At 62.6% G+C, this 21187-nt stretch carries 24 protein-coding genes; 13 read left to right on the forward strand and 11 right to left on the reverse strand.

What is annotated here, in order from left to right; genetic code table 11:
• From ggt to P7228_RS06025, 3 genes are all read left to right on the forward strand, one after another.
• Positions 1 to 1746, forward strand: coding sequence for a gamma-glutamyltransferase (gene ggt, locus P7228_RS06015; RefSeq protein ID WP_278017306.1), 1746 nt, complete (start codon positions 1 to 3; stop codon positions 1744 to 1746).
• A gap of 101 nt (positions 1747 to 1847) precedes the next feature.
• Positions 1848 to 3647 carry an AMP-dependent synthetase/ligase gene (locus P7228_RS06020; protein WP_278017307.1) on the forward strand — a complete coding sequence of 600 codons (1800 nt, stop codon included), beginning with the start codon at positions 1848 to 1850 and terminating at the stop codon, positions 3645 to 3647.
• A 107-nt stretch (positions 3648 to 3754) separates the two neighbouring features.
• Positions 3755 to 5710, forward strand: a complete 1956-nt coding sequence (locus tag P7228_RS06025; protein WP_278017308.1) for an alpha/beta hydrolase family protein — start codon at positions 3755 to 3757, stop codon at positions 5708 to 5710.
• Positions 5711 to 5714: 4 nt separating this feature from the next.
• Here P7228_RS06025 and P7228_RS06030 read toward each other — a convergent pair whose 3' ends face one another.
• The 3 genes from P7228_RS06030 to P7228_RS06040 all read right to left on the reverse strand — a co-directional run bounded on the left by P7228_RS06030 (position 5715) and on the right by P7228_RS06040 (position 7695).
• Entirely contained in the window at positions 5715 to 6242 is a 528-nt protein-coding gene (locus P7228_RS06030; protein ID WP_278017309.1) for a hypothetical protein, read from the reverse strand.
• Positions 6243 to 6307: 65 nt separating this feature from the next.
• Positions 6308 to 7285: a sulfur carrier protein ThiS gene (thiS, locus tag P7228_RS06035; protein ID WP_430732505.1), complete on the reverse strand. Its 978-nt coding sequence runs from the start codon at positions 7283 to 7285 to the stop codon at positions 6308 to 6310.
• Between the two features lie 26 nt (positions 7286 to 7311).
• Entirely contained in the window at positions 7312 to 7695 is a 384-nt protein-coding gene (locus P7228_RS06040) for a MerC domain-containing protein (protein ID WP_278017311.1), read from the reverse strand.
• A 106-nt stretch (positions 7696 to 7801) separates the two neighbouring features.
• On the opposite strand from P7228_RS06040, the gene P7228_RS06045 reads away from it, so the two are divergent.
• From P7228_RS06045 to rpsI, 5 genes are all read left to right on the forward strand, one after another.
• Positions 7802 to 8857 (forward strand): COX15/CtaA family protein, encoded by a 1056-nt coding sequence (locus tag P7228_RS06045; protein WP_278017312.1) that lies wholly within the window; start codon positions 7802 to 7804, stop codon positions 8855 to 8857.
• Positions 8854 to 9171 (forward strand): divalent-cation tolerance protein CutA, encoded by a 318-nt coding sequence (gene cutA / locus P7228_RS06050; RefSeq protein WP_278017313.1) that lies wholly within the window; start codon positions 8854 to 8856, stop codon positions 9169 to 9171. The genes P7228_RS06045 and cutA overlap by 4 nt, the downstream gene beginning before the upstream one ends.
• Before the next feature lie 198 nt (positions 9172 to 9369).
• Complete coding sequence (locus tag P7228_RS06055) at positions 9370 to 9888, forward strand: hypothetical protein (protein WP_278017314.1); 519 nt, start codon at positions 9370 to 9372, stop codon at positions 9886 to 9888.
• A gap of 176 nt (positions 9889 to 10064) precedes the next feature.
• Positions 10065 to 10544, forward strand: coding sequence for a 50S ribosomal protein L13 (gene rplM / locus P7228_RS06060; protein WP_278017315.1), 480 nt, complete (start codon positions 10065 to 10067; stop codon positions 10542 to 10544).
• A complete protein-coding gene (gene rpsI / locus P7228_RS06065; protein WP_278017316.1) occupies positions 10544 to 11065 on the forward strand; it encodes a 30S ribosomal protein S9 in 522 nt (173 codons plus the stop codon). The genes rplM and rpsI overlap by 1 nt, the downstream gene beginning before the upstream one ends.
• Positions 11066 to 11143: 78 nt before the next feature.
• Here the strand turns inward: rpsI and P7228_RS06070 are convergent, their stop codons facing one another.
• From P7228_RS06070 to P7228_RS06085, 4 genes are all read right to left on the reverse strand, one after another.
• Entirely contained in the window at positions 11144 to 11347 is a 204-nt protein-coding gene (locus P7228_RS06070) for a hypothetical protein (protein ID WP_278017317.1), read from the reverse strand.
• A gap of 102 nt (positions 11348 to 11449) precedes the next feature.
• Positions 11450 to 12169: a metallophosphoesterase family protein gene (locus P7228_RS06075; RefSeq protein WP_278017318.1), complete on the reverse strand. Its 720-nt coding sequence runs from the start codon at positions 12167 to 12169 to the stop codon at positions 11450 to 11452.
• Positions 12170 to 12268: 99 nt separating this feature from the next.
• Positions 12269 to 13123 carry an acylglycerol kinase family protein gene (locus tag P7228_RS06080; protein WP_278017319.1) on the reverse strand — a complete coding sequence of 285 codons (855 nt, stop codon included), beginning with the start codon at positions 13121 to 13123 and terminating at the stop codon, positions 12269 to 12271.
• A 58-nt stretch (positions 13124 to 13181) separates the two neighbouring features.
• A complete protein-coding gene (locus P7228_RS06085) occupies positions 13182 to 13448 on the reverse strand; it encodes a hypothetical protein (RefSeq protein WP_278017320.1) in 267 nt (88 codons plus the stop codon).
• 204 nt (positions 13449 to 13652) lie between these two features.
• Between P7228_RS06085 and P7228_RS06090 the strand changes: the two genes are divergently transcribed.
• Entirely contained in the window at positions 13653 to 13958 is a 306-nt protein-coding gene (locus tag P7228_RS06090) for a UrcA family protein (RefSeq protein WP_278017321.1), read from the forward strand.
• Between the two features lie 117 nt (positions 13959 to 14075).
• Here P7228_RS06090 and P7228_RS06095 read toward each other — a convergent pair whose 3' ends face one another.
• From P7228_RS06095 to P7228_RS06105, 3 genes are all read right to left on the reverse strand, one after another.
• Positions 14076 to 14834: a LytR/AlgR family response regulator transcription factor gene (locus tag P7228_RS06095; RefSeq protein ID WP_278017322.1), complete on the reverse strand. Its 759-nt coding sequence runs from the start codon at positions 14832 to 14834 to the stop codon at positions 14076 to 14078.
• Positions 14827 to 16062: a sensor histidine kinase gene (locus P7228_RS06100; protein ID WP_278017323.1), complete on the reverse strand. Its 1236-nt coding sequence runs from the start codon at positions 16060 to 16062 to the stop codon at positions 14827 to 14829. The genes P7228_RS06095 and P7228_RS06100 overlap by 8 nt, the downstream gene beginning before the upstream one ends.
• A gap of 103 nt (positions 16063 to 16165) precedes the next feature.
• Complete coding sequence (locus P7228_RS06105; RefSeq protein ID WP_278017324.1) at positions 16166 to 17686, reverse strand: fumarate hydratase; 1521 nt, start codon at positions 17684 to 17686, stop codon at positions 16166 to 16168.
• A 170-nt stretch (positions 17687 to 17856) separates the two neighbouring features.
• Between P7228_RS06105 and P7228_RS06110 the strand changes: the two genes are divergently transcribed.
• From P7228_RS06110 to P7228_RS06125, 4 genes are read left to right on the forward strand one after another with little or no spacing between them, the layout of a single operon-like run.
• Positions 17857 to 18420 (forward strand): protein-L-isoaspartate O-methyltransferase family protein, encoded by a 564-nt coding sequence (locus P7228_RS06110; protein WP_278017325.1) that lies wholly within the window; start codon positions 17857 to 17859, stop codon positions 18418 to 18420.
• Positions 18421 to 18422: 2 nt separating this feature from the next.
• Positions 18423 to 19910: a TolC family outer membrane protein gene (locus tag P7228_RS06115; protein WP_430732506.1), complete on the forward strand. Its 1488-nt coding sequence runs from the start codon at positions 18423 to 18425 to the stop codon at positions 19908 to 19910.
• A 30-nt stretch (positions 19911 to 19940) separates the two neighbouring features.
• Entirely contained in the window at positions 19941 to 20420 is a 480-nt protein-coding gene (locus P7228_RS06120) for a DUF2497 domain-containing protein (protein WP_278017326.1), read from the forward strand.
• A 29-nt stretch (positions 20421 to 20449) separates the two neighbouring features.
• A complete protein-coding gene (locus P7228_RS06125) occupies positions 20450 to 20854 on the forward strand; it encodes a (2Fe-2S) ferredoxin domain-containing protein (RefSeq protein WP_278017327.1) in 405 nt (134 codons plus the stop codon).
• Here P7228_RS06125 and P7228_RS06130 read toward each other — a convergent pair.
• Positions 20851 to 21144 (reverse strand): hypothetical protein, encoded by a 294-nt coding sequence (locus tag P7228_RS06130; RefSeq protein ID WP_278017328.1) that lies wholly within the window; start codon positions 21142 to 21144, stop codon positions 20851 to 20853. The genes P7228_RS06125 and P7228_RS06130 overlap by 4 nt on opposite strands.
• Between the last annotated feature and the right edge of the window lie 43 nt (positions 21145 to 21187).

The raw sequence follows: 21187 nt of genomic DNA on the forward strand, positions 1-21187 counted from the left end.
ATGAAATTGCTGCCTGTCTCGCGACTCGTATTCGCTCCGCTTCTCGCCGGCCTGTCTCTCGCCGGTTGTGCATCCTATCAAGCAGTCCCCCAAGAAGTTGTTCTTCAGGGCGCTGACCAGTTGTTCTACGGCGGCAACGGCGCTGTCACCGCGGCCGACCCGCGCGCCGAAGCCGCAGGGCAGGCTATGCTCGATGCGGGCGGTAGCGCCACCGACGCGGCCATCGCCGTGATGCTCGCGCTGACCGTGGTGGAACCGCAAAGTTCCGGCATTGGCGGCGGCGGATTCCTCGTGCGCGGAACCAAAGACGGTGCCGTGACCACTTTCGACGGGCGCGAAACCGCACCCGCCGGAGCGACCCCGGACTGGTTCCTCAAATCTGATGGGACGCTTCCGAGCTTCGACGAATCGGTCCAGAGTGGCCTCAGCGTTGGCGTCCCGGGCAATGTGCGTCTCGCCGAAAAGGCACATGCAAGCCATGGCAGGCTGCCATGGGCCAAGCTGTTCGAACCGGCAATCACGTTCGCGCGCGAGGGTTTCGAGATCAACCCGCGGCTACACAATTACCTCAAGAACGAACCTGGCCACGCCGGCTTCAGCGACGCTGCCAAGGCGCTCTATTATGATGCCGAGGGGCAGGCCCTGCCGGTTGGCGCGCTCGTCAGGAACGAGGAGTTGGCGCAGACCTTCGAGCGCATCGCGCGCGAGGGAGCAGCCGGGTTCTACGACTCCACCATTGGTTCGGACCTTGTCGCGACAGTGGCCGCGGCGACCCCGCGCGACGGAGCAATGACGCTCGCCGATGTCAGCGGGTACCGGGCCAAGCAACGCGAAGCCGTCTGCGGCAGTTATCGCGCCTACCGCATCTGCAGCATGGGCCCGCCCACGTCGGGTGGGATTGCCGTGCTGCAAATCCTCGGCCAGCTTGAGCGTTTCGACCTCAAGGCGTTGGGCAGGGACAATCCCGTTACCTGGCACCTGTTCCTCGAATCGCAGCGGCTCGCATATGCCGATCGCGAGATCTATCTCGCCGATGCGGATTTTGTTTCAGTGCCGGTCGCGGGGCTGCTTGACCGCGAATACCTGGCCAGCCGCAGCGCCTTGATCGATCCGGCCAGTCGCGGCGATGCAAAACCCGGCCAACCGGCAGGGGCACCGCAGGCGCTGGCCGATGGCGATGAGCCGCCTGAAAGCGGTACCTCGCATTTCGCAGTCGTCGACGCCTCTGGCACCATGGTGAGCTATACCTCGACCATCGAGGGCGCGTTCGGTTCAGGCCTGATGAGCGGCGGCTTCTACCTCAACAACGAACTGACCGATTTCAGCCGCTCGCCGACCGTCGACGGCAAGCTGGTCGCTAACCGAGTCGAAGGCGGCAAACGCCCGCGCAGCTCGATGTCGCCGACCGTCATCTGGGACCCGCAGGGGCGCCCGTTCATGGCTGTGGGCGCGGCTGGGGGGCCGACAATCCCGGTGACCACGACCCGCGCCATCATCGGCGCTATCGATTTCGGCCTGGGCGCCGAAGAAGCGCTCGACCTGCCCTTCGCAATGGCGTTCCGGGGGGCGATCATGCTCGAAAAGGGCACGTGGATGGAGCAGCAGGCCGACGCCTTTCGCGCGCTGGGTCACACCGAAATCGTGTTCCGCGAAGCGCCGATCAAGGGCAATGCAATCACCCGCGGCCAGGGCGGCTGGGAAAGCGCTCGCGATCCGCGAATCGAACGCAGTCTCGCGGTTCCCTGAGCATGATTGGCGATGCGCGCGGCCTTGCCGTGGGCGCAGCGGGAGCCTAATCGCTTCGGCGCCGTTGAAGCGACAAGAACAAAGCGTCGGGGGAAGCTGAAGTGCTGCACGATATCGATTCCGCCAACAATCTGGTCGAGCTCTTCCTGAAGCGCGTCGGCGAGAAGGGCGATGCCCCATTTCTGGGCCGGAAATCGGGCGGCGCATGGGTCACGCAAAGCTGGAACGAGGTTGCCGATCAGGTCTGCCTGTTGGCCGAGAACCTGCGCGGCCTGGGCCTCGAGCCCGGCGACCGGGTTGCCCTTGTATCCGAGAATCGCCCCGAATGGTGCATCGCCGATCTCGGGATCATGGCGGCGGGCTGCGTTACCGTTCCGACCTATATTACCAATACCGAGCGCGATCACGTGCACATCCTCGACAATTCGGGGGCGCGCGCCGTCATCGTCTCGACCGAGAAGTTGCTCCAGCCGCTGCACGGCGCGCTTCAGGCGTCAGGCATTGCCGAACACGTTATCGGAATTGAGGACCTTCACCGCCACCAGTCGAGCGGCTTCACCTTCCACGGCTGGGACAAGATGACTGCGGGCGATGCGGCAGAAGCGCGCAAGGCCGTTGTCGAGCGGATGGCCAAGGTGGGCCGCGATGAAACCGCCTGCATCATCTATACCAGCGGGACCGGCGGCGCGCCGCGCGGCGTGCTCCAGCATCACGGCGCTATCTTGTGCAATGTCGCGGGGGCTGCCGAAATCCTGATCGAGGATTTTGGCATCAGGGACGAGCGCTTCCTGTCGTTCCTTCCGCTGAGCCATGCCTATGAGCACACCGGCGGGCAATACTTGCCGATCAGCGTCGGCGCAGAGATCTTCTACTCCGAAGGGCTCGAGAAGCTCGCCAGCAATATCGAGGAAACGCGCCCGACCATCATGGTCGTGGTCCCGCGCCTGTTCGAAGTCCTGCGCACGCGGATCATGAAGCAGATCGAGAAGCAGGGGAAAGTGGCGAACTACCTGATGGACCGCGCACTCTCGATCAGCGAGCACCAGGTCGAGGGCAAGAAGCGGCTGCGCGACAAGCCCATGGATGCCCTGATCGAGAAGACCCTGCGGCCCAAGATCCGCGCCCGCTTCGGCGGGAGGATCAAGGCGATGGTCTCGGGCGGCGCGCCGCTCAACCCCGATGTCGGCAACTTCTTCGAAGCCATGGGCCTCACCATGCTGCAGGGCTACGGTCAGACTGAAGCCGGTCCGGTGATCAGCTGCAACCGTCCAAAGGCCGGACTCAAGATGGACACGGTCGGCCCGCCCATGCGCGGAGTGGAACTGAGGATCGCGGATGATGGCGAAATTCTGGTCCGCGGTGAGCTGGTGATGCACGGCTATTGGCGCAACAAGGCGGAGACCGAGCGCACGATCAAGGACGGCTGGCTCCATACCGGCGATATCGGCCACCTTGACGAGAAGGGCCGGATCGTCATCACCGATCGCAAGAAGGACATGATCGTCAACGACAAGGGCGACAATGTCGCTCCGCAGAAGATCGAGGGCATGCTGACGCTCCAGCCTGAGATCGCGCAGGCGATGGTCAGCGGCGACAAGCGGCCCTACATCGTGGGGCTGATCGTTCCGGACGCCGAATGGGCGCTCGAATGGGCCAAGGCCAATGGTGAGAAATTCGACCTCAAGGCACTGCAAGAACTGCCGGCCTTCAAGAGCGCGGTGCGCAGTGCGATCGACCGGGTCAACAAGGACCTGTCGGTGATCGAGAAGGTCCGTCAGTTCGACTTTGCGGACGAGGCCTTCACCATCGAGAACGAGGAAATGACGCCGAGCATGAAGATCCGCCGTCACAAGATCCGCGATCGCTATCAGGACCGCATGGACGCGCTCTATCGCAGCTAGGCGGATTGCGGCCACCTCTCGAGTAGAACTACTGTTGAGAATTATTAGGTCTTGCGCCGCGCATCGACCCGGTTATCTTGGCTGCCAGTGAATTCAGGGGTCAAACGATGAAAATTAGGGTCGCTCTGCGGCAGGCTATGCTTGCCGTTACTTTGGCGCTGGGCGCGCCACTTATGGCGCAGGACGGCGGCGTTCCGCCTCTTTCAGCCTATGGGGAATTGACTGCAATTGAGGACATGGTCCTCTCGCCAAGCGGAGAACGTATAGCGATGCTCGGCACGTTTGGGGGCAAGCGGATGCTGGTCGTCGCGGACCGGCAAATGAAGAATCTCGGAAACTTCACGATTGGTGATTCGAAGGTTCGCGGATTCGATTTCGTGACCGAAGATCTATTGATGGTTCATTCCAGCGCGACCGGAAGGCTCGGTCCGGGATTCACTCAGGACAAGTTTGAGTTCTATCAGGCATTCCTGTTTTCGATCGACGGAAGAAAGACTGATCAGGTATTTGGCGGAAAGGCCGACCTGGTGAAGGCAACCTTTGGATATTACGGAACACGCCTTATCGAAGGGCGGCCCCACGCTTATTTCGGCGCGCTCGAGATGAAGCAGAGGATCGGCAGCCGGTTGGAATATGAGTTCGATCACGGTCGTCCGGCACTTTACGAGGTCGATCTGGTCAGCAATGGCGCCCGACGGATCGCACCTTCACCGCCGGAGGGAAAAGATCGTGACTGGCTGGTCGGGTCGGACGGTACGGTACTTGCAACGCTGGATAACGACGAGAACAGCGGAGCGTGGACGCTAACCTCCCGTGGCAACGTGATCGCGAAGGGGCAGAGCAAGACTGGCGGAGCGTGGCTGATCTCGATCGGACGGGGGGGGAAGAGCGTCATCTACGGCACGCTGGACGACGCCACTGACAGCGTTAGCTGGTACGAGGTGCCAACCGATGGAAGCTCGGCCCCGGCCGAGGTGTTCGCCGACGAAGACGTTGCCAGGATATACACTGACGGCGAGACTGGCGAGTTGATCGGGTATCGAAAACAGGGTTCGGACCTAGCCCCAGTCTTCTTTGAAGAGAGCAGGTCGACGAGGGCAAAGAAGATCCGACGAGCGTTTGCCGGACTAAACAGTTCACTGGTCGATTGGACGTCAGATTTCGATCATGTGCTCGTCCGGACAGACGGCAATGGCGATAGCGGCAGCTACTTCAATGTTGACCTTGCTGCGCTCAAAGCTGACCCGGTAGGCTGGGAGCGGCCCGCTGTTGCCGCAGCACACGTTGGACAGATTTCGACAGTTTCCTACACGGCCGGTGACGGCCTTGAACTGGACGGGATTCTGACTCTACCGCCTGGCAGACAGGCGTCGGACCTTCCGCTGGTGATGCTGCCTCATGGCGGTCCTCACAGCCAGGATACGGAAGGTTTCGACTGGTGGGCGCAGGCCTTCGCCTCACGCGGATATGCGGTTTTCCAACCGAACTTCCGCGGATCGACCAATCGCGACGAGGCCTTCGTCCAGGCTGGCTATGGCGAGTGGGGTCGCAAGATGCAGACGGATCTTTCGGACGGTTTAGCTGCACTTGCGGCGAAAGGAGTTATCGATCCAAAGCGCGTTTGCATCGTTGGTGCGAGCTATGGAGGATACGCTGCGCTTGCAGGTGTCACTCTTCAACAAGACCTCTACCGTTGCGCGGTTTCAGTTGCTGGAGTCAGCGACGTCTCCCTCATGTCGCGCATCGAGAATCGCGATGGAGCGAAGGTGCGTCGACGTTCACTTGAGCGGCAACTGGGCCCCAAGGAGCGCTACAAGGAGATCTCTCCGCGGGGGCACGCAGCCAAGGCAGACGCGCCAATCCTGCTCATCCACGGTCGCAACGACACTGTCGTCGACTATGATCAGAGTCGCAAAATGGCCGATGCGCTCAAGGACGCAGGCAAGCCTTACGAGTTCGTAGAACTCAAGGGCGAAGACCACTGGTTGTCACTTGGCGAAACGCGATTGGCCATGCTCAAGGCTGCGGTCGCCTTCGTCGAGAAGCATAACCCGCCCAATTGAGCGCTTAAGCTGCTTCTGCCTCGATGAACTCGGGGTAGAAGCATGGCGCGCGGTCGGACCAGCCGGGCGCGGTGGCAGCGGCTTCGGACAGGCTCTGCAGCAGCATCTTGCGCCGTTCAGGGCGGATCTGCGGCAGGGCGGCAGCAGCGCAGAACGCGCTCGGCAGCCACGGGCGAACGTCCGCGCCAAGCAGGCGTTCGTAGAGGAACCGGAAGGCGGAGAAGCTCTCGATCCGCTCCTGCGCGAGATCGAAGGCGGCGACGCGCGTCAGCTTGCCGATGAAATTCTCGATTTCGCCGAAGCCGCTCGCGGCGGGAATCGCGGCGCGCAGCGCCTTGAGCTCCTGATAGGCGACATACTGGCTCCGGATCGCTGCACTTTCACCCTCGCTGCGTGCCCACAGCTTGAAGGCATCCTGGCGGCCGAGACCGATATCCAGACTGCGCCGGATGTAGCGCTGTTCGCACGCCTCGAAGCCCGCGAATTCGCGCATTTCGCTGATCGTCATCGATGCACTGTTGGTAACGGCCATCGTCTTTGCCCCCTGTTGTGAAAGGGAGCTTCGCGCATCGTGGTTAATTTTGCGTTAGCTATGGATCAGATCAATCCGGCAAGCGGTGACGAGGGATCGGCATATTTGCGGCGCCCCATGCGTCCAGCGAGATAGGCCTCGCGGCCCGCCTCGACCGCCAGCTTCATCGCCCGGGCCATGCGGATTGGATCCTTGGCTTCGGCGATTGCGGTGTTCATCAGGACACCGTCGCAGCCGAGCTCCATCGCCACGGCCGCATCGCTCGCTGTCCCCACGCCGGCATCGACCAGCACGGGGACGTTGGCCCCTTCGACGATCAACCGGATCGTGACCTGGTTCTGGATGCCTAGCCCCGAACCGATTGGCGCGCCAAGCGGCATGACCGCGACTGCACCGGCTTCTTCGAGCTGTTTCGCTGCGATCGGATCGTCGACACAATAAACCATCGGCAGAAAGCCTTCTTTGGCCAGCACTTCGGTCGCCTTAAGCGTCTCGCGCATGTCGGGATAGAGTGTGCGCGCCTCGCCCAGCACCTCGAGCTTGACGAGGTCCCAACCGCCCGCTTCGCGCGCCAGCCGCAGCGTTCGGATCGCTTCGTCGGCGGTGAAGCAGCCTGCGGTATTGGGCAAGTAAGTGATTTTCTTCGGGTCGATGAAGTCGGTCAGCATCGGAGCCTTGGGATCGCTGACATTCACGCGGCGCACCGCGACGGTGACAATTTCGGCGCCCGAGGCCTCGACTGCCGCCGCGTTCTGCTCGAAATCCTTGTACTTGCCGGTGCCGACAATCAGGCGCGACTTGAAAGTGCGCCCAGCGACGCTCCAGCTATCGCCACCCACGCCCGAACCGCCGCCAACAAAATGGACGATCTCGAGTACATCGCCAGATTGCAAGGCGACCTGTCCCAGTGTCGAGCGCGGAACGATCTCGCCGTTGCGTTCGACCGCAATCTTGGCGGGGTCGAGCTCAAGCTCCTGCGCCAGCGCGGCGATGGTGTCGGCTGAAGTGCGGCGGGTTTCGCCATTGAGTGTGATGTCGATCATTGCGCTCATCCGGCGCGCAATAACGTTCAGCGCGATTGAGGCAAGTGCGCGCGCAGGTTTAGCACGTGGCCGATCGTGACCAGGGTGACCCCGATGATCGTGAGCACGGCTTCTTCGAACCCGTGCGGTACGGCGAGCGCCCCGCCCATGAAGGACAGGCCGGTCATGGCCGTCACGAAGGGTGCCGCCTTGCGGTGGCGTAGCGCACCCCATCCGATCGCCACCGCGGCAATAATCAGGGCCAGCGCCAAACCATAACGGTGAATCTCGGGTGCAAGAAGCAGTTGTCCGCCAATGCCCAGCGCCGACACCAGAATGATGCTCGCCAGGCAATGAAGCAGGCACAGGCTCGACAGCCAGATGCCGGCGCGGTCCAGCACACCGCGAATCGAGGTGGTTACATTACCCATGGGCGTGCCCCATTTATGTGATGGTGTAACATTATGCAAGTGCGTCGAGGCCGCTTGCGATGAAACGACTTGAGTTTTCGTCGGACGCCGCGCAGTGGGCTTCGCCATGGAAGGTCATCCCGAACCCGCCAGCGCTGACTCCCCCGCCCTCCCCCTAGCGATCGCCAATTGGCTGATGGTGATCGCGGGGATGGTCGTGCTGATCGTGATGGTTGGCGGAATAACCCGCCTGACCGAAAGCGGCCTTTCGATAACCCAATGGAACCCCGTGACCGGCGTCTTGCCGCCGCTGACCGATGCGGCTTGGCAGGCGGAGTTCGACAAATATCGCCAGACGCCCGAATTTATCTACGAGGCCGGCCCGGCAGGCATGTCGCTGGCGGACTTCAAGTTCATCTTCTTCTGGGAATGGTTTCACCGCCTGATCGGTCGACTGATCGGACTCGCCTTCGCCCTGCCGCTCGCCTGGTTCTGGATCAAGGGGGCGATCCCGACCGGCTACAAGTGGCGCCTGCTCGCACTGTTGTCGCTTGGCGGGCTCCAAGGAACCTTCGGCTGGCTGATGGTCCGCTCCGGCCTGTCCGGTCAGATGACCGATGTGAGCCATTTCTGGCTGTCGATCCACCTGCTGACCGCGCTGTTCACGCTCGGAGGCCTGGTCTGGACCGCGCTCGATCTGCGCGCGTTGCACCGCGATCCGGCGAGCCGCCCGGCGCGCCTGACGAGGCTGAGCATCGCGACCGCGCTTGTCCTGTTTGTCCAGCTGCTGTTGGGAGCTTGGGTGGCCGGGCTCAATGCCGGGCACGCCTCCTACGACTGGCCATTGATGCAGGGCCAGTTTTTCCCTGAGTTCGACCGCGGCAAGGGCATCGGCTGGGCGCTGACGCATGACCCCTTCCTGCTGCACTTCCTCCACCGCTGGTGGGCCTGGGTGGCCGTCGGCATGCTGATTTGGCTCGCGCGACGGGTGCGGAGGTCGGAACGCAGAGCTTCGGTGGCGATTCACAGCGCCTTCGGCACGCAGATCATTCTCGGGATCGCCACCGTCATGACCGGCGTTGCGCTGTGGGTGGCGGTGGCCCACCAGCTGGTAGGCGCCCTGCTGGTCGCAGCGACAGCCTGGGGCATGCATGTCGCTGGTCGGCGAGAGCAGCAAGCATGAGCGCGCTCATTTATTGCCCCTTCCCCGACCGCGAGAGCGCCCGCTCGGCGGCAAACATCCTCCTTGGCGAGCGCCTGGTCGCCTGCGCCAATATCCTGGGCGAAGTTGAATCGATCTTCGAATGGAACGGCGAACGCGGCAGCGCCACCGAGATCGGCGTTCTGTTCAAGACCCATGCGGAAGTTCTGGATAAGGCCTCCGCGCGATTGGGCGAGTTGCATCCCTATGATACGCCCGCGGTCATGGGCTGGTGCTGCGATGCGGCGCCGCAGGCTACGCGCGAGTGGCTTGGAGGCCTCGGGTCGGAGAAGTGAATGTGGCATAATGTTTCGCGTCGGCGAGTGCTGAACCTCGCGGCGCTTGGATTGGCGGGCTTGGCCTTACCGTTGCGCGCTCGAGGACCGCTCCCGATCCCCTCGGGACCAATGCGGCTCACTCGCCGCTTGCTACGGTCGCTGAGCGATGGTGAACAGATTTCCGTTTCGCGAAGCTGGGAGATAGCGTTCAGATCCATGCCAGAGCGCATCGCGATAACTGGGCGCCAGATTGCGGTGGCAGTCGCGGCGCCGCCTCAGTTGGCCGCCCTCGCTGCGATTGAGGAGCGGCGCGATACGCACGGATTGTTCCCGATCCTGCTCGGCAAGGACGGCCGCATCGTAAGCGTCGGCTCAAGCGAGGATGCCGCAACCGTGGCAAGTGCGATCGCAGCGGGACAGGCCGCCATCGAGCGAGCCCTCCCCGGCGGACCCGAAAGCGCCGATGCCGTTTCCGGTCTCATGCAAATTCGCAGCGCCGGGGAAGGGTTCCTGGCCGCCTTGCCGGAGGATCTCTTCTACCCTGCAGGAGAGGAGTTCCACCGGTCGCAGCAGGTCGAGCTTGAGGATGGAACATCGGCGAACTTCGAACTGCTCTATCGTGCCAGTCCCTGCGCGGACTTCCCCTGGCTGTCCGAGGCCGAGCGAGAGGTGACCACGATCCTCGGCGAAGATCGCCGTATTTCGCGGGAAAGCTGGATCCTGGAACCTGTGTAGGCGAGCCTTCATTGGCCTGCGGTATTATTTTACCTCCTCTGAGACCCGCGGTTTTGCTTGACTTGAAGGCGGTGAAACGACAAATGGCGCTCGCTTCTGCGCTGCCCCGGCTGGGGCGGACGCGATTCGATGCCGCGGCCCATTGTCGCGGCGCTTTAATTTAGGACTTTGGACCCATGAAGGCGCTCAGCAAGCAGACCCGGTCGATCAAACCGGCCGAGGTCGAAAAGAATTGGCACCTGATCGATGCGGACGGCCTGGTTGTCGGCCGCGTTGCCGCGATCATCGCCAACATCCTGCGCGGCAAGCACAAGCCGAGCTACACTCCGCATGTCGATTGCGGCGACCACGTCATCGTCATCAATGCCGACAAGGTGAAATTCACCGGCAAGAAGACGACCGACAAGAAGTATTACAAGCACACCGGCTATGCCGGCGGCATCAAGGAAACGACCCCGGCCAAGGTGCTGGAAGGCCGCTTCCCCGAGCGCGTGCTCGAAAAGGCTGTCGAGCGTATGGTCCCACGCGGCCCTCTCGGCCGCCAGCAGATGAAGGCGCTGCACCTCTATGCCGGCACCGAGCACCCGCATGACGGGCAGAAGCCCGAAGTGCTCGACGTCGCTTCCATGAATCGCAAGAACAAGGTCACCGCGTAATGGCTGACGAACAGAACAACGAAACCGTCTCCGATCTCGCCGATCTGAAGACCATCGCCGGCGACGCCCCCGAGGGTGACGCTGCGGTCATCGCGGAAAGCACTGCCCCGCTGCGCGAGCAGGAACTCGACAAGCAGGGCCGCGCCTATGCCACTGGCCGCCGCAAGGATGCCACTGCACGCGTGTGGCTGAAGCCCGGCACCGGCAAGGTCACCGTCAACGGACGCGAGCAGGAAGTCTATTTCGCACGTCCGACGCTGCGCCTGATCATCGACCAGCCTTTCTCGATCACCGATCGCCAGGGCCAGTACGATGTCGTCGCCACCGTCAAGGGCGGCGGACTTTCGGGTCAGGCCGGTGCGGTCAAGCATGGTATTTCGCAGGCTCTCACGAAGTATGAGCCGGCGCTGCGTTCGACGGTCAAGGCCGCTGGCTTCCTCACCCGCGACAGCCGCGTGGTCGAGCGTAAGAAGTACGGCCGCGCCAAGGCACGCCGCAGCTTCCAGTTCTCGAAGCGCTAATCCGCTCCGACGAACACCGGATACGAAAAGGGCGGTCCCGCTGGGGCCGCCCTTTTTCTTTGGTCTGGCTGCGCCCGATCAGCGCTGCATGATCATCAGGCCCCAGGAGAGGCCTGTGCCGGCAAAGAACAGCGGCCACGACCAGTAGATCTCATAGCCGACGTACGGCTTGGCGACATAGATGGCCAGCTGCCCGCCACCAGAACCCTGCGATCCGATGATGAGGGCTACCACCCCCGTGAGCACGATCCCGAGGACCGAAGCTTTCATGAACTCGATCATAGTCTTCCGCCTTAAGCACGCGCGTTATTCGCGCTGAGTTTGAGCTTGAACGGTAAGCCAGAAGGTTCGAGATTTGGTTAACGTCGTAGTGAGATTCGAGAATCAGCCCCCAAATGAGCGATGCTCGACTGAAATTCCGTCTTCCTTGCAGCAAGTAAGCACATTGTAGCCGGGCGGCGCTCCGCGCAGGCGGGTCGACAGGGTTCCGGTTCCGATCATGCGCAACCGCAGGCCTCCTCGCGCGGGCATGAGGTCGAACGGGAAGTGCACATGTCCCGAAATTACGGCATCGGCACCGGCCGCAGCGATCGCCGCAAAGGCTTCGTCCCCGCCGATCGTGGGATTCTTCTCGCCCTCGCGGCCCGGCAGCAACGGATGGTGGCATGTGACGATCTTGAGCCGCTCGTCGCCCGTCAGCGAGCGCAGATGGGTGAGCGTCGCCTCCAAGGCCTCGCGCATCACGAACCCGTCCGACCACGGGAACCGCGGCTGCGCACGCACGGTGGTCTTGAGCGGAACCAGAACGACGTCGTCCGAGACGAATTCGCCCCCGACGGCCGCGTAGAGCTTGCGAAACCGCCGATAGGGATCGGTGAAGCGCTCCCATAGGTTGTAATAGGGCATGTCGTGATTGCCCGCACACAGGATAACCGGCGCATCGAATCGGGCGAAGAAGTCCTCCGCATGCGAGAACTCCGTATGCGTCGCCCGCTGGGTGATGTCACCCGTGCTGATCAGCGCATCGGGGCGCTCCACGGCCGCGGCCGCCGCCACCGCTTCGAGGGCCGCGCGATTCTCGACGCCCCAGTGGGTATCGCTCACATGGAATATTTTTGTCGGCATGCCTTCATGGACAACAGCTTGCTGGGAGCAAGATCAAGGGAAATCGCATATTTCTATCCGACGTCCGACGACAATGATTCAATCGGAATGGGCCGTGGCGAGCAGGTCCACCGGACAGCGAGTGGCCAAAAAGCGCTCGACCGGTTCTCCTTTTATCGGTTCGCCATCGATCAACATTTCGAGCGGCGTTTCATCGGCGCTTTGCAACGTAGCGTCGCCGACCATGCCGATGCGGTCATGCGGACCTTCGCGAAACTTGCGGCGAAGCACCGCCCAGCCCTGGCGTGCATAATCGGTCGGCGTATCGGCATAGAAGCCGTCGAACTGCAGGCCATGTTCGCCTGGCGTGATCTCAACCAGTTGGTAACCCTGCGGGCGCCCGAGCCGAGGCTCGATCATCGCGACGGGGGGGCCTTCCGCCGTCTGGCCGATCGCCTCGACCGTGGTTTCCGCGATAGCCGGGATATTCATGTCGCGCGTAGCTTCGCGAACCTCGCTCCAGCAGGTGCCCGGACCGACCAGCAAGCCGGCGAGCGCAAATCCATGACGAGATTGGCACACATTGGGTCGCACGCGCCGCGCCGCTCCCCCCGCGACCAGTTCAATGATGCGCCCAGCTTCGAAATCGCGGTGTAGCCGCCTGCTCAGCAAGTTCATCGTTCCGCCTGGCAGCACTAGGACCGCACCAGTCCAATCGGCGAGTTGCGAGATGGCCGAATTGACGCTGCCATCGCCCGTAAAGACGACCACAAGCGATAATCCTGCAGCATCCAATTCCTGTCCAGTGGGTAGATCCTGTTCCGGGAACTCCACCGCTCGCACAATCTCGATCTCGTGTTGCGCCAGCGCATCCTTGACTTCTTCGACCGCAGCCTGGCGATTGCTGCCGCTGGATGAATTCGTGATCAGGCAACACCGGGAAAACTGTTCCATATCAGATGGAAGCGACGGGAACGCGCGTGGTTCCCGCAGCCTCTAGCCCTTCACCCCCCTAAATCCGATCGGTTAGTATCAACCACGCGGCAGCCGCGTTGAGCGCGCTGTAAATGGCATAGGCCCAGACAAGGCCGGGCCATCCATTGGCCGCAAGCAGCAGTGCAGCAAGCAGGACAAGGAATTCGGTCGCCATGGTAATCCGTCCGCCGAGCATGTGGATGAACCATGGCATCCGCCCGAGCAGGGGATGGCCGCTTTCCAGCACAGCCTTGTGCAGGGCAAAATTGCCGATGCCGAGAAGGAGTATGAATGCAATCGCCATTGTTGCATTATTGCGCAAACACTGGTCGGTTGGAAATAGTCGTTCGTCGGACGGTTTCAGGCGTCGGTCAGTAAGCCTTTGATTTGGTCGACTGCGTGGCCTTGATTGTCGACCATATGCTGCGGCCCGATCCCCTCCAGCCTAATACTTCAACTGCGGAATGTGCTCCACCCCCCTTAGGGAGCCCCGCAGATGGAGGAATTCATGTTCAAGACTACCCTGGTTTCAGTTGCCCTGGGCACGGCTATGCTTGCCAGCCCGGCAATGGCAGGAGGGCAAAAACCCGCTGCCCAGATCGAGTTCAAGGATCTCAACCTTTCGACCGCAGAGGGCCAGAAGGCGCTCGACGGCAGGATCGAAGCTGTCGCTCGCCAGATCTGCAAGGTCGACGAACAGGTCACCGGCTCGCGGATGGTGCCGCGAGATCGGATGGCCTGCGTCAAGGCTGCAAAGAAAAGCGCCAAACAGCAAGTGGCCGCACTGATCGAGCGCGACAAGCTCGGCGGCTGAAGTTTTACGGTTGCACACCAAGTGCAAGGGCGGCCCTAGCAATCCAGTCCCAACGAACTAGGGCCGCCACACGAAGCCACCCGTCTAGCGGGGGGTGAAACTGGATCGATGGTCGGGTTAGCGCCCGGCCATCGATTTCACTTTGGGCAGGTAGGTACGGCCGATCCGTAACGCCTCCCCATCATCCAACTCCGCCGACCATACTCCCAAGCCATCGTGGCGCAAGCCGCGAATGCGATCCTTGCGCAGGATGGTCGAACGATGAATGCGGATGAACTCAGCCGGGTCGAGCTTCTCCTCAAGCCCGGCAATGGTCTGTAACAGGAGGTAGGAGCGCCCGCCCTCGCCCTTGAGGCCGACGTGGAGACGCACATAGTCGCGCTCGGCATCGATCCGGGCGACCTCGCTCACCGCGATCCGCAACAATTCACTGCGGTGCGGGACCCATAGCTCCTCGAGCCAGCGTCCGCCACTTTCTCGGCGCTCGCCGCGCCGCGCGACCGCGCGTTCGATCGCGCGACCGAGTCGATCGGCCGCCACGGGCTTGAGCACATAGTCGATCGCTTCAAGATCGAATGCCTCCACCGCAAAATCATCATGCGCAGTCACGAAGATCACCGCAGGTGGATTGTCCTGCTTGCCCAGTGCGCGCGCTACCTCCAGTCCGTCGAGTTCGGGCATGGTCATGTCGAGCAAGACCAGATCGGGCGACAGCGCCTCGATCAGTCGCAGCGCCGCAGCGCCATCGCTCGCGGTGCCGACGACATTGATCGCGTCGAGCGAGGCGCAGATGACCTGCGCGCGTTCCACCGCCAACGGTTCGTCGTCGACAATCAGCGTACGCAGCGGTTTATCAAGTTGGGAATCGTCAGCCATTGCGAGTCAGTGGAATCCGTATTTCACTTTTGTAGCCGCCGGGGATGGGTGAGCTGGATAGCACGACATCGGGCCCGAAACGAGCCTCGAGCCGATCGCGTACATTGGCGAGGCCGATGCCGAAGCCATGGCTGGCACCGGCAGGGACGCCAGGCCCATCGTCGGTAACGGTGATCACCAGCCGATCGAACTCCTCGCGCGCGGCGACGGTAATGGTCACCGGCCGGTTCACCGCAGAGACCGCATATTTCACCGAGTTCTCGATCAGGGGCTGGAGGATCATGCCCGGGACGCGTGCATCTTCCAGATCGCGCGGCAGGTCGAACTTGCTGATCAGGCGGTCGGGGAATCGGACCGCCTCGATGGCGAGATATTGCTCCTGAAGGTCGAATTCGTCGTCGAGGCGCGCATCGACCATCGGATCTTCTGCCAGGCTCTGGCGATAGAACCGCGACATGGTCTGGATCATCTGCTCCGCCCGCTCGGCCTTGCCAGTCAGCACCATGGCCGAGAGCGAATTGAGCGTGTTGAACAGGAAGTGCGGATTGACCTGGTATCGCAGGCTCCTGAGCTCAGCCGCCCGCGCGGCTTCCCGGAACTCCGCGGCGCGACGTTCCGCCCGCCGGACCTGTGCGATCGCCAGCAGCGCGAAGTAGAGCGATGCCCAGGCGAGCAGCAGGAAATAGCGGCCGAGCGCGATATCGATCACCCCGAGCCATTTCTCCTTCACGGTCGGCGCCGGCGCGATCATGTAGCTTTCGGCAATGGCCTCCTCGTTCTCGGGCACGGGATTGTCGGGATCCGATGGTCGGCCGCGAACCGGAATGTCGACCATCAGGTTGCCGGCATCGTCGCGGCGCATCTGGATGCCGTTCTTGCGGGCGTAGCTCGCCTCTTCGGACCTCTGGATGTCCTCGAACATCCATTGGTTGACCTGCGCGATCGGTATGGAGATCGGCAGGGCGATAAGCAGGCCCGCGGCCACCTTCATCCCAAGCGGACGGGAGTCGAACAGGCGCAGGAACAGCCAGAACACAACGGTCATGGCGATTCCGACCAGCGTGACCACGCCCCGGCGCCACATCATGTCCATCTGCAGTTCGAAGCCGATGACATAGGCGCGCAGCGTGGTAATGGCGAAGTAGGTCGCCCACAGCACGATCATCGAGACCAGCACGGTTCGCAGCGTTACGCGCGCCTGCGGCTCGAAAGAGTGAATTTGCGTCATTTGCGCCCCTTAACCCCGCAGTTGGCGCCACGCGAATCCGTCGTCGGGCAGGAAATGCCGTTCATCGAAAGTTCATCGAAGGAAAACGTTTGTAGGCGAATGGTCAAGCGAGCAGTTTCTCGTTGGAAATCCGTGCCTTCCATTGCGCTGGGGCCAATGTATGGACGTTGGTGCCTTCGCTGTCGACGGCGACCGTTACGGGCATGTCCTTGACCGTGAATTCGTAGATTGCCTCCATGCCGAGGTCTTCGAATCCCACCACCTTGGCCTCCTTTATCGCCCGGCTGACGAGGTAGGCCGCACCGCCCACGGCCATCAGATAGGCGACCTTGAAGCGGCTGATCACCTCGACCGCATCGTGGCCGCGCTCGGCCTTGCCGATCATCGCGAGGAGGCCGAGATCGAGCATCATCTCGGTGAATTTGTCCATCCGCGTCGCCGTGGTTGGGCCCGCCGGACCGACCACCTCGCCCATGACCGGGTCGACCGGTCCGACATAATAGATCGCACGGCCCCGGAATTCGACAGGTAGCTCTTCGCCGCGAGCGATCATGTCCTGGATGCGCTTGTGCGCTGCGTCCCGTCCGGTCAGCATGGCCCCGTTGAGTAGGAGGCGGTCGCCCGCCTTCCAGCTGGCGACTTCCTCGGGTGTGAGGTTGTCGAGATCGACCCGTTTGGCCTCGGCATCGGGTGCCCACTGCACTTTGGGCCATTTGTCGAGATCGGGCTGCGGAATATAGGCCGGCCCCGATCCGTCCATGGTGACATGCGCATGACGCGTGGCTGCGCAATTGGGGATCATCGCCACCGGCTTGCCCGCAGCGTGGCAGGGCCAGTCGAGGATCTTGACGTCGAGTACCGTCGACAGGCCGCCCAGACCCTGCGCGCCGACGCCCTGTGCATTGACCGCATCGAAGATGTCGATCCGCAATTGCTCGATATCGGACTGCGCCCCGCGCGCCTTGAGCTGCGCCATGTCGATCGGATCCATCAGGCTCTGCTTGGCGAGCTTCATGCAGTGTTCCGCCGTGCCGCCGATCCCGATGCCGAGCATGCCGGGAGGGCACCAGCCCGCCCCCATCGAAGGAATCTGTTCGATCACCCAGTCAACGATGTTGTCCGACGGGTTCATCATCTTAAACTTGGACTTGTTCTCGCTGCCGCCGCCCTTGGCCGCGACGTCGATGCTGACCGTATTGCCGGGCACCATCTCGACCGAGAGGACGCACGGCGTGTTGTCGCGCGTGTTGCGACGGGTGAAGGCGGGATCAGCAAGGATCGAGGCGCGCAGCTTGTTTTCGGAGTGGTTGTAGGCGCGGCGCACCCCTTCATCGACCACTTCCTGCAGGCTCTTGCCCGATTCGAGGCGGCAATCCTGACCCCACTTAATGAAGACGTTGACGATGCCGGTGTCCTGGCAGATCGGCCGGTGTCCTTCGGCGCACATCCGGCTGTTGGTGAGGATCTGGGCGATCGCGTCCTTTGCCGCCGGGCCCTGCTCCGCCTCGTAGGCTTCGCCCAGCGCCTGGATGTAGTCCATCGGATGGTAGTAGGAGATGTATTGCAGCGCATCCGCGACCGTTTCGATCAGGTCGTCTTCGCGGATTATGGTCATGTCGCTCATCGATTGCGCCTTCCATTCGGTCGAATTCGAAAATCCCATAAGCAGGCATCTCGCCTAGCGTCAAAGCGCTTGGCGCAGCCGAGACGATTGTTTAGGGAGGATTGACGCACTGTGTTATCAGTGTAATACAGCCTTCCGAGATCGAAATGACCCAGTTTGAAATGTCTTCAATGCGCAAAGCCATGATCGACAGCCAGCTTCGCACCAGCGGTGTGCACGAGGATTTCGTGCTCGCTCGCATGGGCAGTGTGCCGCGTGAGGAATTCGTGCCCGAAGCGGCGCGAAGCATCGCCTATATGGACCGCGCGATCCCGCTCGGCGAAGGTCGCTTCCTTCCCGCCCCACTGGTGCATGGCAAGATGCTTGGCGAAGCGGCGCCGACAAGCGCCGATCGCGTGCTGGTCGTTGACGGGGGCAGCGGCTATCTGGCCGAGCTGATCCGCCCGCTAGTGGCCAAGCTCGACAATGTCGACGCCGACGAGATTGCGGCCAAGGCAGGCAAACGCGGAAGCTACAGCCTGATCCTGGTCGACGGGGCCGTCGAACAGCTTCCCGACGCACTCGGCAAGTACCTCGAAGAAGACGGCCGGATCGTCACCGGCCTCGTCGTGCGCGGTGTGACCCGGCTGGCCAGCGGCCGAAAAATTGCCGGAACCGTGTCGCTGCAGCCGCTTGCCGATATCGGCATTCCAGTGCTGCACCAGTTCGACAAACCGAAGGAATGGAGCTTCTAAGCATGATGCGTGCGGCCACGAACGGACGGCGTCTGGCCGCCGCAATACTGCTGAGTTCGACCTTCATCGGTACTTCCGCGCAGGCCGATACGCTGCGTGAAGCGCTGGTCAGCGCCTACAATACCAACCCGACATTGCGATCGGCCCGCGCCCAGCAGCGCGCGACCGATGAAGAGGTCCCGCTCCAGCGCTCCCAAGGCCTGCCGAGCGTCACGGCAACTGCCAACCATATCGAGTTCCTGCGCACTTCGCCCAACAGCTTTACCGCGCCCGAGCGCCGCTTCACCATCGGTCCCGACCTGCAGGTTCCGGTCTACTCGGGCGGAGCGGTCAAGAATTCAATCAAGGCAGCGAAGGAGCGCGTTGCAGCCGGGCAGGCAGACCTGCGCGGCACCGAAAGCGCGATTTTCAGCCAGGTCGTCGCCGCCTACATGGACGTTCTGCGCAACGAGGCGCTCGTCGCCCTCACCGAGAACCAGGTCCAGGTGCTCACCGTCAATCTCGAGGCCACCAGCGATCGCTTCGAGATCGGCGATCTCACCCGCACGGATGTCGCCCAGTCCGAATCGCGACTGGCGGTCGCCGCTGGCGATCTGCGCGGGGCCGAGGCCAATCTGATCTCGGCCCGGGAAACCTATATTCAGCTGGTCGGCGAAGCGCCCGACAACCTGGAACCGCCGCCGCCGCTGCCGGGCCTGCCCGAAACGGTCGGCCAGGCGGTTGTCTCGGCGCTCGAAAACAACCCCGACCTGATCGCAGCGCGCGAGCGCGCCGATGCGGCGGGCTTTGACTCCGAAGTCGCAGGCTCGGGACGCCTGCCGACCTTCGGCCTTTTTGCCGGGCTCGACTACACTGATTATTTCGGGACGCTGGGCGGCCCGATCTCGTCCGACTTCGCGCAGACCGAGACGACCATGAATGCGGGCGTCCAGGTGACCATTCCGATCTTCCAGGGCGGGCGCCCTGCAGCCCAGCAGCGCCAGGCTTATGCCCGTGAGAGCGCCGCGCTCGAGCAGGTCATTGCGACCGAACGCTCCGTGATCGCGCAGGTGCGCGCGGCGTGGTCGAGCTGGCAGGCTGCCAATGCGATTATCGAGAGCAGCCAGTCCGCCGTGAGCGCGGCCGAACTGAGCCTCGAGGGCGTGCGGGCCGAGAATTCGATCGGCAATCGCACCATCCTCGATGTGCTGAACGCCGAGCAGGAACTGCTCTCGGCGCGGGCGCAGCTCGTGACCGCGCGGCGCAACGCCTATGTCGCCGGATTCAGCCTGCTGGCGGCGATGGGCCGCGCCGAAGCGCGCGACCTCAACCTCGACACCGGCGGACCGCTGTACGACCCGCAGATCAATTACGATCGGGTCAAGGGCAAGTTCTTCGACTGGGATCGCGATCCGGAACCGCAAGCGAATTCAACCAGAACCGTTGACATACCTGCTCCCGACGCGACAATTGCGGCCGAGCAAGAATCGGGTGATGCCGCGCCGCAGTGACGTCACCTTCCGCACCCTGGGGGCATGGTGATGTCGCAGCAGAATGAAGCTTCGGTCGAGGAAATCCTCGAATCCATCAAGAAGGTGATTGCGCGCGACAATCGTGAAGGTGCGCGCGAATTGCAGCGCCGTCGCGAGAGCGAAGGCGTGATCCGCGCCACTTCCGTATCGCAAGATGAAGCGGAGGACGAAGTGCTCGATCTGGGTGCGATGGAGTATTCGGAGGATCTCGACGACGAAATCGCGGATGTCGAGGCCGATGACAGCGATACGCCGCTGACAAGCGACACGGTGCGCGATTCGATGCGCGAGAACTTTTCCGCACTCGCCATGCTCGCCGAACCGGGCGCCAGGCCGCAGATCGTGCGTTCGGGAGAAACCTCGCTCGAGGGTCTGGTGCGCGAGATGCTGCGCCCGATGCTGGCCGAATGGCTCGACAAGAACCTGCCCGGCATGGTCGAGAAGATGGTTCAGGCCGAAATTGCGCGCATTGCGGGCAAGCGCGGCTGATTGACGCTGCACGCCGCCCTGTTCGCGACGTGACCCGCCCCCGGAAACTCGCCGAAGCGAAGCGCGCGCTCACCAAGATCGGCGGCGAGACGATCGAACGTCATATCTTCCTGTGCGCGATGAGCGAAAAGCAGAAATGCTGCAGCCGCGCCGAGGGGGAGCGGGCATGGAAATTCCTCAAGAAGCGACTCAAGCAGCTCGGGCTTGCCGGCCCTCGGCGAGAGGATGGCATGGGCGGCACCTGCGGCGGGGTGCAGCGCACCAAGGCCGACTGCCTGCAGATCTGCGCCGCCGGGCCGATCGCGCTGATCTGGCCGGACCGGGTGTGGTACCATTCTGCGGATGAGGAGGTGCTTGAACGGATTATCCAGGAACACCTGATCGGCGGCCAGGTCGTCGAGGAATTCCGTCTTGCCCGCGAGGGTGAGCCCTAGTCCTCGTCGGCGCGAGGCATTCGGTTGTCGACGGTCTCGTCGTGGCCGGTGCCGTTGGAAAGGAATACCAGCCCCATCAGTGCGCTCGTCAACAGCATCGAGAAGCCGACGCCGAGCGCGACCGCAATATAGAAATGCACCGAAACCGCGCCATTGTACTTGTAGAGCAAGGCCAGCGCGATCGCGACCACGCCCACCGTTACCCCGAACATGAAGCGCATCAACCGGCGATAGCGCGCCCAGGCGAAGGCCGCCTTTTCCGGATCGTCGAGGGGGGATTTGCCGACCATGCGGGCCAGATGGGGGCAAGCGGTGCGCGAAGCAATGGCTAAA

Origin of the sequence: Altererythrobacter sp. CAU 1644 (genome assembly GCF_029623755.1) — a bacterium.
Taxonomy (GTDB): domain Bacteria; phylum Pseudomonadota; class Alphaproteobacteria; order Sphingomonadales; family Sphingomonadaceae; genus Erythrobacter; species Erythrobacter arenosus.